The sequence below is a fragment of the Desulfovibrio sp. genome (genome assembly GCA_016208105.1).
In the GTDB taxonomy this organism is placed as follows: domain Bacteria; phylum Desulfobacterota; class Desulfovibrionia; order Desulfovibrionales; family Desulfovibrionaceae; genus Fundidesulfovibrio.
Genome location: JACQYS010000022.1, coordinates 483974 through 498301 on the forward strand (window position 1 = coordinate 483974; position 14328 = coordinate 498301).

Consider the following 14328-nt stretch of genomic DNA (forward strand, 5'->3'; position numbering starts at 1 on the left):
TTTGAACAGGCTTAAGAAGACCAACTTTTACAATGGCCAGGTAAGGGCTCTACTGGTTCAGCGACCTGACCCAGGCATCCCTCAACGCATCTTCCACTATTTTGGCCCGCAGCTGGGCATAGGCGTCCCGGGCCGCACTGTAGGGCTCCACCGCCGAGCGCTTGAGCTCCTCGTACACGTCCAGGGTTTCCGGAATCCGGTTCAACCGGCCAGCCCCGCTGATGGCGGCGGTAAGCAGGAAGGGGACCTCAATGTACGAGGTGGGCTGTGCCGCCGCGTCCACTCCCAGGCCAATCGCGTCGCGCAGGGACGAGGGCCCGAGGATGGGCAGCACCAGATAGAACCCGTGGCCCATGCCCCATATTCCGAGCGTCTGGCCGAAACCAAGTCTTTGCGGCCCCATGTTGGGATTGGTGGCGGCCAGGTCGTAGAGGCCGCCCAGGCCGAAGGTGGAGTTGATGATGAAACGACCCAGCTCCCTGGATGCCTTGTCCGGGCGCAGCTGCAGGACGGCGTTGACGAAGCGGGCAGGAAAAAGGAAGTTCGAATAGGCGTTTTCGATCCGGTCCCTGGCGTACTTGGGAAAAACGGTCGTGTAGGCCTTGCTGAACGGCTTGCCCAGCCCCATGTAGAACACGTCGTTGAAACCGAACCAGAAGCGGTTCCAGGGTTCGATGGGGTCGGCTATCTGGACCTGGGGCGCGTCTTCGGAGTCCACGGGAGCCTTGGCGGCCTTCTTGGAAGCGCAACCGGCCGTGAGAGCGAACAGGAGAAAAAGGGAGAGGAGCGAAATGAGGGGGCGGTTTGTGGAGCGCATGGTCAAAGATTCCTAGCTGGCCTGGCCCATGGTTTCGACCCGGCCGATAAGCTGGGCCGGAGATTCCTTTGCCAGAATCTGGTTGAACTGGTTGCGGTAGTTCTGCACCAAGCTGACACCTTCGATCACCACGTCGTAGACCTTCCAGTCGTTCTTCTTGATGAGTCTGTAGACGATGGGCACTTCCTTGGTGGAGGTGACGATCTTGGTGCTCACTTCGGAGCGGCCCTCGCCAAGCGCGGACTCGTCCAGAAAAACGACCTTCTCGTCGGTGTAGGCTTCGATGCGGCGCAGGTAGGTGCGCTCCAGGAGCTTGACGAAGGCCAAGGTAAAGCGTTTGCGCTCATCGGGGTTGAAGGCATCCCAGTGCGAGGCCAGGGTGCGCTTGGCCAGTTCCTCGGGATCGAAGACCTTGCTTACGGCCTGGTAGAGCTTCTCGGTCCGCCCGGACTCGCCGGGTTTGGTGGCCGAAAGCACCTTGAGCACCTCGTCCACGCTTTCCTTCAAGGAATCCTTGGCTTGTCCGGCCATGGCCGTCTGGGATGAAAGAACCAGAAGCAGAGCAAAGGCCAGCACGTTCAAAGCACGTGCCATCATTTCTTTTCCTCCTTCACCCCTCCGAAGACGTACTTTCCGATGAGCTCCTGGATGTCCACTGATGACTCGGTATCGGTGAGAAGTCCGCCGGGTGGAAGGGGGTCGCCCGCTCCGCCTGGGGTGATCTTAAGATATTTGTCGCCGATAAGGCCGCTTGTCTTCACAGACACTATGGCGTCCTCACTCAGTTTGACGCCTTTCTGGATATTCATGGTGACCACCGCGCGCTTGTCCGGAGTAAGCGTGATTGCTTCCACCCGTCCCACGCGCACGCCTGCAAGCTCCACGCCAGCGCCTTCCTTGAGGCCGGTCACGTCTATGAAGCGGGCCTTTATTGCGTAAGTGTCGCCGCTTAGGACCTCGAGCTTGCCGAGCTTGACGGTAAGATAGGCCGCGCACAAAAGCCCGGCCATCACGAACAGTCCCACCGCCAATTCTACTGAACGATTCTTCATTGTGTCCACGAAATATGCCTCATCGTCTCGGAAATCAACAGTATCACAGCAGAAAAGAGGTCAACGCGTAGTCCGAAGCCAATATGGAAACGCAGGAAGTGACCACTGCCGAGGTGGTGGAAAGCCCCACCCCTTTTGCACCGAAGCCGCCCGGGCGCCTGTGGGTGTAGTAGCCCTCGTAGCAGCAGACGGAGGCCACCAGCACGGCAAATACCAGGGATTTCACGAAACCTCCGGACACGTCCTGCATGGCCACGCTGTCGTAAATGCGCGCCCAGTAGATTCCCGGGCTCACTCCAAGCATCAGGACTCCGGTCAGGTAGCCGCCCCACACGGCGATGACGTCGAACATGGCCGTGAGCAGCGGAAAACAGACGAGCGAGGCGGCCAGCCTGGGGCCGACCAGATACCGCACCGGGCTCACGTCCATGGCGTCCAAGGCGTCTATCTGCTCGGAAATGCGCATGATGCCAAGCTCCGCGGCCATGGAGGAGCCGGCCCGGCCGGTGATCATGATGGCCGTGAGCACCGGGCCAAGCTCGCGGATCACCGAAAGGGCCACCGCCGCGCCCAAAAGCCCCTCGGCCCCGAATTTCACCAGGGTGTAGTAGCCCTGAAGGCCCAGGACCATGCCGGTGAAAAGCCCTATGAGCGCGATGACCGAAACGGACTTCACCCCGATGAAGTACACCTGCTGCACCATTTTGGCCCACTGCAGCGGCAGGCTGACCATGTGCCCCAAGCCACGCAACGTGAACACGGAATACGACCCGAGCCCGAGCGTGAGCCCTATGGCCGTTCGTCCGAGCTTGGTGATGGGAGCCAGCAGGAAGTCCGAGGCGGCGTTCATGGTTTATTCAGTGTAATCGTGATCCGGGGTTTGTGAAGCATTCACCCGGAAAAGAAGCGATTTCAGGTAATCTGTTTCAGGCATGGAGGGGTGGATGGGGTGGTCGGGCCCCTGGCCACCGCGCCAGACGAGCTGGGCGCGCTTGCGCCCGGAAAGGGACGAGGCCACCAGACGCTGGAACTGGCCGGCTTCCATGTGCTGCGAACAGGACGCAGTGAGCAGGAAACCGCCCGGCTCGAGAAGACGCCCGGCGAACTTGTTTATCTTGTGGTAGGCGCCCATGCCGGGCTCCAGGTCCTTCTTGCGCTTCACGAAGGCTGGCGGGTCCAGGCTTATCACGTCGAAACGCCTGCCTTCCTTGGCCAACTCCTCCAGCACGTCGTCGGCGTCGCCCTTTATGGTGGCCACAGTGTCCGAGACGTTATTGAGTTCTGCGTTGGCGGTCACATGGTCGACGGCCGCCTGGGAGGCGTCCACGCAAAGAGCGTGATCGGCTCCGGCCAGCGCGGCTCCGATGCCCAGGGCGCCGGCGTAGCAGAAGACGTCCAGCACCCGTTTGCCCTTGCACAAGGGCAAAATGCCCAGCCGGTTGGGGCGCTGGTCGAAATACCAGCCGGTCTTCTGGCCCGAGGCCAGGCTTGCCTTGTAACGGCCAAGGCCCTCGGGGACCTCCACCTCGGAGGGGGGCTCGCCCTTCACGGCCTCCACGATGAGCGGCAACCCTTCGAGCTGCCTGGAGCGGGAGTCGCACTTGAGGAGGATCGAGGCAGGCCGGACAAGCTCGTCCAGCACGTCGATCACGTCTTCGCGCAGGCGGTCCATGCCTGCCGTGAGCAGCTGCACGCAGAGCACGTCGCCGAAGCGGTCGACGATAAGGCCCGGGATGTGGTCGCCCTCGCCGTACACCATTCTGTAGAACGGCTTGTCGAAAAGGGTCTCGCGAAGGGCCAGGGCCTGGGAAATGCGGGAATAGAGCCAGGCGCGGTCGAGCCTGGCCTTGGGGTTTTTGTCGCAGACCCGGGCCAGGATGAGCGAGCCGGGATTGACGTAGCCGACCCCCAGCGTCTTGCCCCGGGCGGACATGATGACGGCCTGGTCCCCGGCGGTGAAAGTGTTCAAAGGGCTCTGGGCCGTATCCGCCTCGTTGGAGAACACCCACAGGTGTCCGGCCATGAGGCGGCGTTCCTCGTGTTTTTTGAGATGAAGTATTGGTAGGTTCATAGGCGAGTGGTCCTGTAGGACTTCCGGGCTTGGTTTGCAATGATTTGTCTTGAGGATGGAACATTTGGAGAGTAATTTCCAGTCATGAGAACCGCAGCATTCATTTTATTCGCCGTTGTCACCGCTGCGGCCGCCGCGCTCTCCACGCTGGTGGCCTCGCGTTACCTCACTTTGGAAAAGGAATTATCCGAAAATCGCGCCCAGCTCGAGGACGTTCTGCGCGAGCGCAAAAAACAGGAAGAGGAGAAGATGTCTCTTCGCCTGGAGAAGGAGCGCATGCAGGCGGACCTGGAGGGGCGCTTCGCCGAACAGCGCGGCCAGCTTGAGGAATGCGCCAACCAGCGCCAGCGGGACTTCCAGGAGGTGCTCGCAACCCTTAATAACATCCAGAAGCGCATGTCCGACATCGAGGTGCAGCTTTCCCCTGCCGCGCTCATGGAAAGGGCCAAGGCCCAGGCCAGCGAAGCCCAGGCCGAGCAGGCAGGGGGCGCACATCCCGAGGCGGAATCGCGGAAGCCCTCATCGGCAGTCCCGCCAGCCGGGCAGGCCCAGCCCCCCGCCAAAACCACTGACGTACCCAAGGGGGCCATCCCCACTCCGGAGCAGGAAGCCAGGACCTTGAACAAGGTTCAATAGCCTCGTTGGTTTTATTCAATAAATATTGTCGAAAACGTATCCAAGAGAGGCCGACAATGCCTTTGGTAAGAGTGAGCGTGGTCAGGCAGTGGAGCGCCGAAGAAAAACTGGGCATCATGAACGGTGTGCACGCCGCCCTGGTGGAGGCTTTCGGCATTCCCGAGCCGGACCGCAACATCCGCTTCCAGCAGTTTGATCCAAGCGACTGGCTTTTGCCTCCGGGCAAGTCCGACCGGTACGTTCTGGTGGAGGTCTTCGCCTTCCAGGGCCGCTCAGCCCAGGCCAAGGGGGCGCTGTATGCCAGCGTGGTTGAGAACCTCTCGGCCTTCAAGATTCCAGCCGGGGACATCTTCATCATCGTGGTGGAGCAGCCCCGCGAGAACTGGGGCATCCGGGGAGGCCAGCGCGCCGATCTGGTTGACCTGGGCTACGAGGTGAAGGTCTAGCGAGCCTGGCTGGGCCTCTTTTCCGTTTTCCTCCCGGATCGACGCATCCGCCAAGCGTATTGGGTTCATCGCGAGATCACGCTTGACCAGGTTTAACCATCCGGTTAAACCATGCGGTAAATATGAAGACCGTAACTCCCCTCCCAGACACCCAGCAGATGGCCATACTGGATGCCGCAACCACCGAGTTCGCGGAGCACGGTTTCGCCGGAGCCCGGGTGGAGGCCATCGCCAAGGGTGCGGGCATGAACAAGGCCATGCTCTACTACCGCCTGGGCGACAAGGCCCGGCTCTATGAACTGGTGATCCTTCGCCAGTTCGAGCGCCTGGCTACAGCGGTCGAGCGGGTGGATTCCCTGGATGGCAGCGCCCTGGAAAAATTGCAGGGCATATTGAGGGCTGTGGCTCTGCTCTTTACGCAAGACCCGAGGCTGCCGCGCATCATGGCCTGGGAGCTGGCGTCCGAGGGAAAAAGCCTGCCCGAGCAGGTGCTTTCCAAATGGTCGCGGATCATCGGCTCGGTGACCAGTCTGGCCGGTCAGTGCGGCCTGGATCCGGCCCTGACCCACTTCTCGCTGGTTGGTCCTCTGGTGTTCACCTGCCTGACCGAACCGGTGCGCAAACGCTTCGCCCCGGCCATACCCGCGCACATGAAGCGCATCGCGGGCATCACCGTCCTTGATATGGCGGATTATCTTGGCGAACTGCTGAAAAAAGCCGCCCGGGAGAACGCATGAAAACACGCTTGCTTGCCGTTTTGTTGCTTGGTCTTCTGGCCCAGGGCTGCTCCAAGGGGGCGGAATCGGTCTACCAGGGCTATGTGGAGGGCGAGTTCGTGTACGTGGCCTCGCAGCTGGCCGGCAGATTGGACGAGCTGCCCGTGGGACGCGGAACCTGGGTGCGCCCGGGCGACAGGCTTTTCGTGCTGGAACACGCCCTGGAACAGCAGGGCGTGGAAAGGGCCAGGGCGAACCTCGCCAAGGCCCAGGACACGGTGAACGACCTGAAAAAGGGATTGCGCCCCGACGAGATCGACCAGATCCTGGCCCGGATAGACCAGTCCGAAGCGCTGCTGGCCCTGAACAAGCTGGAGATGAACCGCAGGGCCGCGCTTCTTGCCACCGGCGCGGTGGCCCAGGAGGATTACGATCAGGCGCGCACGCGCTATCTGGACGCGCAGGGCCGCCTGGCCGACTACAAAGCCCAGCTGGCCACAGGCAAGCTCGGCTCCCGCATCGACCAGATCCTGGCGGCCCAGGCCCAGGCCAGGGCCGCCCAGGCCGACCTGGACCAGGCCCAGTGGTACCTTGACCAGAAACTCCAGAACGCCACGCTGGACGCCATGGTGTTCGACCTGATCCACTATAAGGGCGAGTGGGTCCAGGCCGGCAGCCCGGTGGTGAAGCTTTTGCCCCCGGCCAACGTGAAGGTGCGCTTCTTCATTCCGGAAACGGACATGGGCAAGGTGGCCGTGGGCCAGACGGTCACCGTGCGCTGCGACGGCTGCCCCAAGCCGTTCACGGGCACGGTGAACTTCGTCTTCCCCCAGGCCGAGTACACGCCGCCGGTGATCTACAGCCAGGACTTCAGGGCCAAGCTGGTCTTCATGGTGGAGGCCCGCTTCGAGCCTGAAACCGCCAAGGTGTTAAAACCCGGCCAGCCCGTGGACGTAAGCCTGGGTACGAAGTCGTGAACCGTCCGGCCATCGACGTCACCGGCATCACCAAGTCCTTTTCTGGCAAGGTGGTGGTGAACAACCTCTCGCTTCGGGTGGAGCAGGGGGAGATTTACGGCTTTCTCGGGCCCAACGGGTCCGGCAAGACCACCTTCATCCGCATGCTCTGCGGCCTTTTGAAGCCCGATTCAGGCAGCGGGCAATGCCTGGGCATGGACGTGATCAAGGACGCCTCCAGGATAAAGACGCGAGTGGGCTACATGGCCCAGAAGTTCAGCCTCTACGGCGACCTCTCGGTGCGCGAGAACCTGGATTTTATGGCCAGGGTGTACGGCGTGGAGAACCGCCAGCAGGCGGTGGGCGAGATGATCGAGCGCATGAGCCTTGCCCCCTACGCGGACCAGCTGGCGGGAACGCTCTCCGGCGGATGGAAGCAGCGCCTGGCCCTGGCCTCGAGCCTCATCCACGGACCGGAGCTTCTCCTGCTGGACGAACCCACAGCCGGAGTTGACCCCAAGGCCCGGCGGGACTTCTGGGACGAGGTGCACGAACTGGCTGGCCAGGGCCTCACCGCGCTCATCTCCACCCACTACATGGACGAGGCCGAACGCTGCCACCGCCTGGCCTACATCGCCTACGGCGACCTCTTGACCAAGGGAACCGTGGAGGAAGTTGTCGCCGGGCGCGGCCTGGCCACCTGGGAGGTGGCGGGCCAGGGGCTCTACGAGCTGGCCAAGGTTCTCAAGACTCTTCCCGGAGTCGAACAGGTGGCCCACTTCGGCAACACCCTGCATGTTTCAGGGCCGGACCCGGAGCTCCTTGAAAAGAGCCTTGCCCCCTACATGTCCGGGCCCCAAGAGTTTCGTGAAGTGGCCACCAGCCTGGAAGAGGTGTTCATCAGCCTCATGAACGAATCGTTAAGCGGAGGCAAGGGATGAACCTATTTTCTCCGCGCCGCTTCTGGGCCATGGTGGTCAAGGAATTCGTGCAGATGCGCCGCGACCGCCTGACCTTCGCCATGATGATAGGCATTCCGCTCATGCAGCTGGTGCTGTTCGGTTTCGCCATCAACGCGAACCCTCAGTACCTTCCTTTGGCAGTGCTCAACAACGACGACTCGGAGTTCTCCCGCACAGTCATCTCGGCCATGCAGAACAGCCTCTATTACCGCATAACCAACATCATCACCAAGGAATCAGAGGCCAAGCGCCTCTTAAGCAGGGGAGACGTGCTGTTCGTTCTCACCATCCCCGATGATTTCGGGCGGCTCATCGCCAGGGGGGACCGGCCCACCGCCCTGGTGGAGGCCGACGCGGCCGACCCATCGGCCACCGGGTTCGCCCTCTCCGCGTTGGACGTCATCTTCAGCCAGAGCCTGAACCGCGACCTCATCGGGCCGCTTCTCCCGCTCCGCGCCCAGGCCGGGCCCGTGGACCTTCGCGTGCAGCGGCTCTACAACCCAGAGATACAGACCAAGTTCAACATCGTGCCCGGGCTCATGGGCGTGGTGCTCACCATGACCATGGTCATCATCACCGCCCTGGCCATCACCCGTGAACGCGAACGCGGCACCATGGAGAACCTTCTGTGCACGCCGGTACGCCCTTTCGAGGTGATGATCGGCAAGATAGTTCCCTACATCGTGGTGGGTTACATCCAGGTGCTGCTCATCATCCTGGCGGCCAAGGTGATCTTCGGGGTGCCGATTCTCGGCAGCTTGCCGCTTCTTCTGTGTGTTTCGATCTTGTTCATAGCCGCAAACCTGGCCGTGGGCATCACCTTCTCCACCGTGGCCCAGAACCAGCTCCAGGCCATGCAGATGGCGTTCTTTTTCTTCCTGCCCTCGATTTTGCTGTCCGGGTTCATGTTCCCGTTCCAGGGCATGCCTAACTGGGCGCAGTGGCTGGGGTCGGTGCTGCCGCTGACCCACTACCTGCGGGTGGTGCGTGGTATAGTGCTCAAAGGGAACGGCTTTGCGGACATCGCGCCCGAGCTGTGGCCCATGGCGCTCTTTCTGGTGGTGATGATGACAGTGGCCGTGAAGCGCTACCGGCAGACTCTGGATTAACGCGGCCAGAGAGGGCGCCGCCCTCTCTGGACTCTCCCGCCAGGGGGATGATCCCCCTGGACCCTCAATAAGCTTTGCGCCCGCCACCGGCATGCCGGTGACGGGCGCAAAGCTATTTGGGATTCCAAAGGGCCACTGGCCCTTTGGCCGCCGGAGGCATCTTCCTCTTGCGCCTCTTGGTATCAGGCCTTCTTACGAAACATCGGCCACAGCTCGGACAAGAGCATCCCGGCCAGCATCAGGGCGCAGCCAATCATACCCCGCACGGTCAGCACTTCCCCGATGAGAAACCAGCCGCCCAAAGCGGCGAACACCGATTCCAGGCTCAGGATAATGGCCGCGTGGGACGGATTGGCGTCGCGCTGGGCCACCAGCTGCAGCGTGTAGGCCACGCCCACCGACAGAAGGCCTCCGTAGAGAATGGGTCCGGCGGCGAGCATCAGTCCCTCTGGTGCGAAGGATTCCCCGCTCGCCACCGCGATGACGAGGCTCAGCACCGAGCATACGGCGTACTGCCCCACGGCCAGGTGGATGGGGTTCATGCGCGGCGCGAACCAGGCCGCCACCAGCACGTGCCCGGCCCAGAACACGGCCCCCAGAAGTTCCAGCAGATCGCCTGAATTGATGGTGAATGCGTCGGTGACAGAAAGCAGATACATGCCGGCCACGGCGGTCAGGGCGCCGAGCCAGGTCCCCAGAGGCGTGCGTTTGCCCCCAAGGGCGGCGAACAGTGGCACCAGAATGACGTACAGGCAGGTGATGAACCCGGCATTTCCGGCGGTGGTGTACTGAAGCCCGATCTGCTGCAGGCTTGCTCCGAAAGTGAGGACCAGACCGGCGAAGAGGCATCCCTGCCAGGGATTGGCCCAAAGGCCCGGGGCCGGGCGCATGGTCTGGCGGGACCGGATCGCCAGGGGGAGAAGGGCGATGGCCCCCAGGGCGAAGCGCACTCCGTTGAACAGGAACGGGCCAACGTGTTCCATGCCCACGCGTTGCGCCACGAAGGCCAGGCCCCAGATCAGCGCGGTGATGGTGAGCAGGACGTCGGCTTTGATGGAGCGCAAGTTGCGACCCCCGGAAACGGGCATGAATGATACTCCGATGATCTGGCGCGGGTTTTGAGGTTTCGGGGGCTAAAGGCCGCGTCACTTCACGCCAGGCGGCGGTAATAAACGCAAGGTAGGGCAATATCAAGCGATGATGGAGGGGAGCAGTTGGTTGAAGGGGCTCAGGTTCCACTCTTTTCAAGGGATGCGAGCATGTCCGCCGCTTCGGTGAAATCCGGCCTGATGCTGAGCGCCTGGCGCAGATGGTCGGCGGCGACGCCGGGTTTTCCCGCGTGGAAGTACGCCTTGGCGATGTTGTAGTGCAGGTTCTCGTCGGTTGGCGTTAAGTCAAGCGCCCTGGTGTAGGCGTGGAGCGCTCCGGTGAGGTCCCCGGAGCGCCGCAGGCGCACCCCCAGGGTGTTGTACGGGTTCGCGGCTTCCGGGTCATGGTTCAAGATCTCCACATAGAGTTCGCGAAGCTCCTGGAGTTTGTCCTGCATGGCCAGAATCTCGGCGGATTTGTTTAAGTACTCGAGGTATTTGTCCATGTCGCCAAGACCCTTGTGGGCATCGGCCAACCCCTTGAAGGCCTCGGCGAACATGGCGTTCACGGCCAGGGCCTTGTTGAAGCACAGGATGGCCTGGCCGTACTCCTGTCTGCGCAGGTGTTCGAGCCCCTTGTTGAACCATTCCAGGGAGTCGTTTTCCTTTTCTGTTACGCAATGGAGTTCGACAATGGCCTCGCTGAAGTGTCCGGCCTTGACGAGCTCTTTGCCCTTTTCGATCTTCTCCAGGCAGTGCCCATCAGGCCTTGAGCTCTCCCAGGCGGCCTTCAGGTGCTTGGCGAAGGTGTCCAGTATGTAGGGCCTGAGCACGTAGCCGCCGCACCCGGCGGACACCGCGCCCAGCACGCGTTCCTTGCGACCCTCCGAGGAAATCATGACCACAGCCTTGTGTTTGATTTCCGAATCGTGCTTGATCAGGCGCAGGCATTCGGAGCCGGAGAGTTCTCCGGCTCTATCTCCCACCAGGATGAGCTGAACGGAAGATTCCGGCAGGTGTTTCCTCGCCTCGCCAAATGCCGGGAAGACATGTATATTTTCAAAGCCCAGCCTGGACAACGCATGGCGGTCCTTCCCGTGTTGGGAGGCCTCGGAGTTGATGATGGCCACGCCGATTTTCGCTGGGTCGAAGTCCATTCTCATTATTTAACACCGGCCTATAACGCTGGCAAGAAAGTCCGGTGGCTGGCCAGGAGCAATAGATGTCGGGAAAAACGATAAGGAAAGCTTTGGTGGTTGCCGTTGTGGCGGCTGCCGTGGCGCTGTTTTTCGTGCTGGATGGCCCGCGTTATCTGAACCTGGAGTCGCTCAAGGGGTCGCGAAACGCTCTTCAGGTTCTTTATTCAGAGCGCCCGGTGCTTATGCTGGGCGGGTATTTTCTTTTTTACATTGCGGCCACGGCGCTCAATCTGCCCGGGGCGGCGGTGCTGAGCATGGCGGGCAGCGCGGTGTTCGGATTCTGGGCCGGGCTGGTGACCGTGTCCTTCGCGTCGAGCCTTGGGGCCACGTTGGCCTGCGCCCTGTCGCGCTATGTGCTCCGGGAATCGGTCAGGTCCCGCTTCGCCAATGTTCTGGGGAAGATCGACGCTGGTTTGGCCAAGGAGGGCGCATGGTATCTGTTTTCATTAAGGCTCGTGCCCGTGGTGCCGTTTTTCTTGATCAATGTGTGCATGGGGCTCACTTCCATGCCGCTGCGCACCTTCTACTGGGTGTCGCAGATTGGGATGCTGCCCGGGACGGCGGTATTCGTGAACGCGGGGACCGAACTCGGCCGAATAGACAACGTGCGCGACGTCCTCTCCCTGGAGCTTCTTGGCTCGCTGGCCCTGCTGGCGGTGTTTCCCTGGGTTGCCCGCCTGGCGCTCAAGCTGTTCCGCCGTTGAACCCCGCGTCTTGCGCGGTGCGCGACGCGGATACGCGGCGCTGCATTTCCAGGATGGTCCTGTCGAGCGCTTCACGCAGCCGCAGGGCGTTGGCGGGCGTCATGGCGATGCGGTCGGCGATCTTCACTTGGTTGGCGACGCTGCGGTTCACGTTGCCGAATTCGAGGATGACGTCGTCGGGACCCGCGAAGATGGTGAAGAAGTCGCGGTAGACGCAGTCGAGGTCGGCTGGGATTTGCAGTTGGACCTGCTGGTTTTGGTCCGGATGGGGCATAACGGCTCCTTGCTGGGGCTGGATGCCGAATGATTTCGCACGGATTGGAAGAAAAGAGAACCCTCTATTTCAAAGGGTTGCCCTGGCTATCAGCGCCTTGCCGATGGCTTCGGTCAGATCGTCGGCATTGAAAGGTTTGGGAATGAATCCGTCCATGCCTTCCTTGAGAAAGCGGGTTCTGTCCTTCTGCGTGGTGTACGCGGTAAGGGCGATGATCGGGATACGCCGGTCCACTCCGGGGAGTTCGCCCCCCCGTATCATCCTGGTGGCTGTGATGCCGTCCATCACAGGCATCTGAATGTCCATGAGCACAACGTCGAAGCTTCCGTTCTTCAGCGCCCGCAAGCCTTCCCTGCCATCCTGGGCTCCGGTCACGGCGTATCCCTGACGGGTGAGCATAAGCGATGCCGTGGCCATGTTGATGTGTTCGTCCTCCACGATGAGAACCCGGATGCCGTTCGCCTCCGCGATGTTGGCCGCATGGCCCGGTTCACCTTCGGCCGTGTCCGCGTCGGGCCAGAAGCAGGCGGTGAAAGAGAACGTGCTCCCGGCACCCGGAGTGCTTTCCGCCCAGATTTTTCCCCCCAAGAGCTCCACCAGGCTGCGGGCGATGGCCAGGCCGACTCCCGCGCCGCTGTGGGTTTTGGTAAGGGCGTCTTCAGTGAGGGAGAAGCTTTCGAATATGCAGGGGAGTTTTTCAGGAGCGATGCCTATGCCGGTGTCCTCCACTGAAAAAACAAGGCGTATGCCCCCGATGCAGGTGATTGGGCCGGCCGCCCGGCTGTCCTGGGAAGCTTTGTGCAAGACATCCACCTTTACCCGTACCTCACCTTCCTGTGTGCATTGGAGCGCATTGGAAAGAAGATTGGTGAGAATCTGGCGCAGGCGGAATTCGTCGCCGGTCAGAACATCGGGTACGTCCGGCGAGATGCCGGCCTTGAGCGATATGCCCTTGAGACGCGCCTGAAGCTCGAAATTGTCGACGACCGACAAGACGGTCTTTTTGGGAGAGAAGGGGCGCATGGCCGGCTGCAGGGCGTGGGACGTGATGTCCGCCAGGTCCAGAAGGGAATTGATGGACCGCAGGAGCCGCTCCCCGGATTCGCTGACGATGCTCCAGAGTTCGCGCTGCTCCTCCGGCAGGCTATCGTCCGCGGCCAGTTGGGCCGCTCCGAGGATGCCGTTCAGAGGCGTGCGGAGCTCGTGGCTGATGTTGGCCAAAAACTGGGTTTTTGCCACGAAGGATGCTTCGGCTCGTTGCTTGGCCTGGATGAGGGCCCGCTCCAGGTGCTTGCGTTCGGTGATGTCCCTGGAGAATGATCCGAGATACTCGGTGCGACCCGCCGCATCGGGGAGGGGATAGATGCTTACCCAATAGGTCCGCTCGCCCGTCTGCTCTTCGTACTCCACAGGCTTGCCGCAAAGGAGCACCTTCTCGGCCATGGCCCGGCGGAACTGGGCGGCTTCCGGGTCCATGTTCCTGTAGATGCTTTTGCCCAGAAGCTCGTCGACGCTTTTCCCGCGCCGCCTGGCCGCTTCGTCGTTCAGGGCCAGAAGTCTTCCGTTCGCGTCCATGAGGACAGCCGAATCCTGCGTGGCGTTGAGAAGGGCTCTTAACCGGACGCGTTCTTCGCGGGCATGCCGTTCCATCTCCACCCAGCGGGTTACATCCTCGCGGATGATGACCGCGCCGCCGGTATTGCTGCCCGAGCGCACGCCAACGGCCCGGATGGTTTGATACCCGGATTGACCGCCGCTGAACTCCGCCGTGAACACTCTTTCGAGAAGAACGTCCTGTCCGGTCAGAACCGGTTTGATGGCATCACCCACCCCGGAGGACACGATTCCAGGAAGAGAGAAGAAGGATTTGCCGAGAAAATAACTTCTTTCGTGCAGCCCCCTGGCAAAATGCTCCAGGTGCCAGTCGTTGACAAAAGAGACAACGCCTGAGCTGTCGATGAACATGATGGAGACTGGAGCTTTTTGGGCAAGGGCTTCGAATTCGACAGGGAAGCTCTGAAAGGGAGAAAGCATATTCGCCTGCTTTGTACACATTAGCGAGGCCACTTCGTTCGACGCGATGTAAGTGGAAAAAACACTGCGGCACTTTGTTTCAGGATGTCAACGGAAAACGGGAGGTTACAGCCATATTTCTTGTGCGTCCCAACGTGTTGCGGCTTGCGGGGAGAGTGGGGGGATGCAGTGCGATGGTAAAAAAGGAAAGCCCCAGGGAATGGGGCTTTCCAGTGCGTTGAACACGTGAGCATGCTTGCGGCAAGAGGCGTCATGCGTACCATG

At 61.4% G+C, this 14328-nt stretch carries 16 protein-coding genes; 7 read left to right on the forward strand and 9 right to left on the reverse strand.

Translation table 11 applies throughout. From position 1 onward, the window contains the following. Positions 1–49 precede the first annotated feature (49 nt). Genes HY795_14775 through HY795_14795 form a run of 5 tightly spaced genes read right to left on the reverse strand, consistent with a single transcriptional unit; the run spans position 50 to position 3940 of the window. The gene (locus HY795_14775) at positions 50–817 is read right to left on the reverse strand and encodes a VacJ family lipoprotein (protein ID MBI4806491.1); all 768 of its coding nucleotides are present in this window, start codon (positions 815–817) and stop codon (positions 50–52) included. A gap of 12 nt (positions 818–829) precedes the next feature. Beyond that, a complete protein-coding gene (locus tag HY795_14780; protein MBI4806492.1) occupies positions 830–1411 on the reverse strand; it encodes an ABC transporter substrate-binding protein in 582 nt (193 codons plus the stop codon). Beyond that, complete coding sequence (gene mlaD / locus HY795_14785; protein ID MBI4806493.1) at positions 1411–1869, reverse strand: outer membrane lipid asymmetry maintenance protein MlaD; 459 nt, start codon at positions 1867–1869, stop codon at positions 1411–1413. The genes HY795_14780 and mlaD overlap by 1 nt, the downstream gene beginning before the upstream one ends. Before the next feature lie 43 nt (positions 1870–1912). Continuing rightward, positions 1913–2719: an ABC transporter permease gene (locus HY795_14790; GenBank protein MBI4806494.1), complete on the reverse strand. Its 807-nt coding sequence runs from the start codon at positions 2717–2719 to the stop codon at positions 1913–1915. A 3-nt stretch (positions 2720–2722) separates the two neighbouring features. After that, positions 2723–3940 carry a class I SAM-dependent rRNA methyltransferase gene (locus HY795_14795; protein MBI4806495.1) on the reverse strand — a complete coding sequence of 406 codons (1218 nt, stop codon included), beginning with the start codon at positions 3938–3940 and terminating at the stop codon, positions 2723–2725. Between the two features lie 84 nt (positions 3941–4024). On the opposite strand from HY795_14795, the gene HY795_14800 reads away from it, so the two are divergent. From HY795_14800 to HY795_14825, 6 genes are all read left to right on the forward strand, one after another. After that, positions 4025–4576 (forward strand): hypothetical protein, encoded by a 552-nt coding sequence (locus HY795_14800; GenBank protein ID MBI4806496.1) that lies wholly within the window; start codon positions 4025–4027, stop codon positions 4574–4576. Positions 4577–4632: 56 nt separating this feature from the next. Then, positions 4633–5022, forward strand: coding sequence for a tautomerase family protein (locus HY795_14805; GenBank protein ID MBI4806497.1), 390 nt, complete (start codon positions 4633–4635; stop codon positions 5020–5022). A gap of 122 nt (positions 5023–5144) precedes the next feature. Then, a complete protein-coding gene (locus tag HY795_14810) occupies positions 5145–5759 on the forward strand; it encodes a TetR/AcrR family transcriptional regulator (GenBank protein MBI4806498.1) in 615 nt (204 codons plus the stop codon). Then, positions 5756–6715, forward strand: coding sequence for an HlyD family efflux transporter periplasmic adaptor subunit (locus HY795_14815; protein ID MBI4806499.1), 960 nt, complete (start codon positions 5756–5758; stop codon positions 6713–6715). The genes HY795_14810 and HY795_14815 overlap by 4 nt, the downstream gene beginning before the upstream one ends. Then, on the forward strand, positions 6712–7635 hold the full coding sequence (locus HY795_14820) for an ABC transporter ATP-binding protein (protein ID MBI4806500.1): 924 nt from the start codon (positions 6712–6714) through the stop codon (positions 7633–7635). The genes HY795_14815 and HY795_14820 overlap by 4 nt, the downstream gene beginning before the upstream one ends. Then, on the forward strand, positions 7632–8765 hold the full coding sequence (locus tag HY795_14825; protein MBI4806501.1) for an ABC transporter permease: 1134 nt from the start codon (positions 7632–7634) through the stop codon (positions 8763–8765). Before HY795_14820 ends, HY795_14825 begins: the two co-directional genes overlap by 4 nt. A gap of 182 nt (positions 8766–8947) precedes the next feature. Here the strand turns inward: HY795_14825 and HY795_14830 are convergent, their stop codons facing one another. Together HY795_14830 and HY795_14835 are read right to left on the reverse strand one after the other, a co-directional pair. Further along, positions 8948–9853, reverse strand: coding sequence for a DMT family transporter (locus HY795_14830; GenBank protein MBI4806502.1), 906 nt, complete (start codon positions 9851–9853; stop codon positions 8948–8950). 140 nt (positions 9854–9993) lie between these two features. Continuing rightward, positions 9994–11016 carry a tetratricopeptide repeat protein gene (locus HY795_14835; protein ID MBI4806503.1) on the reverse strand — a complete coding sequence of 341 codons (1023 nt, stop codon included), beginning with the start codon at positions 11014–11016 and terminating at the stop codon, positions 9994–9996. Positions 11017–11075: 59 nt separating this feature from the next. On the opposite strand from HY795_14835, the gene HY795_14840 reads away from it, so the two are divergent. Continuing rightward, complete coding sequence (locus HY795_14840; GenBank protein MBI4806504.1) at positions 11076–11756, forward strand: TVP38/TMEM64 family protein; 681 nt, start codon at positions 11076–11078, stop codon at positions 11754–11756. Here the strand turns inward: HY795_14840 and HY795_14845 are convergent. After that, positions 11737–12030, reverse strand: a complete 294-nt coding sequence (locus HY795_14845) for a hypothetical protein (protein MBI4806505.1) — start codon at positions 12028–12030, stop codon at positions 11737–11739. The two genes, HY795_14840 and HY795_14845, sit on opposite strands and share 20 nt — an antisense overlap. Before the next feature lie 69 nt (positions 12031–12099). After that, positions 12100–14064 (reverse strand): response regulator, encoded by a 1965-nt coding sequence (locus HY795_14850; GenBank protein ID MBI4806506.1) that lies wholly within the window; start codon positions 14062–14064, stop codon positions 12100–12102. Positions 14065–14328 lie beyond the last annotated feature (264 nt).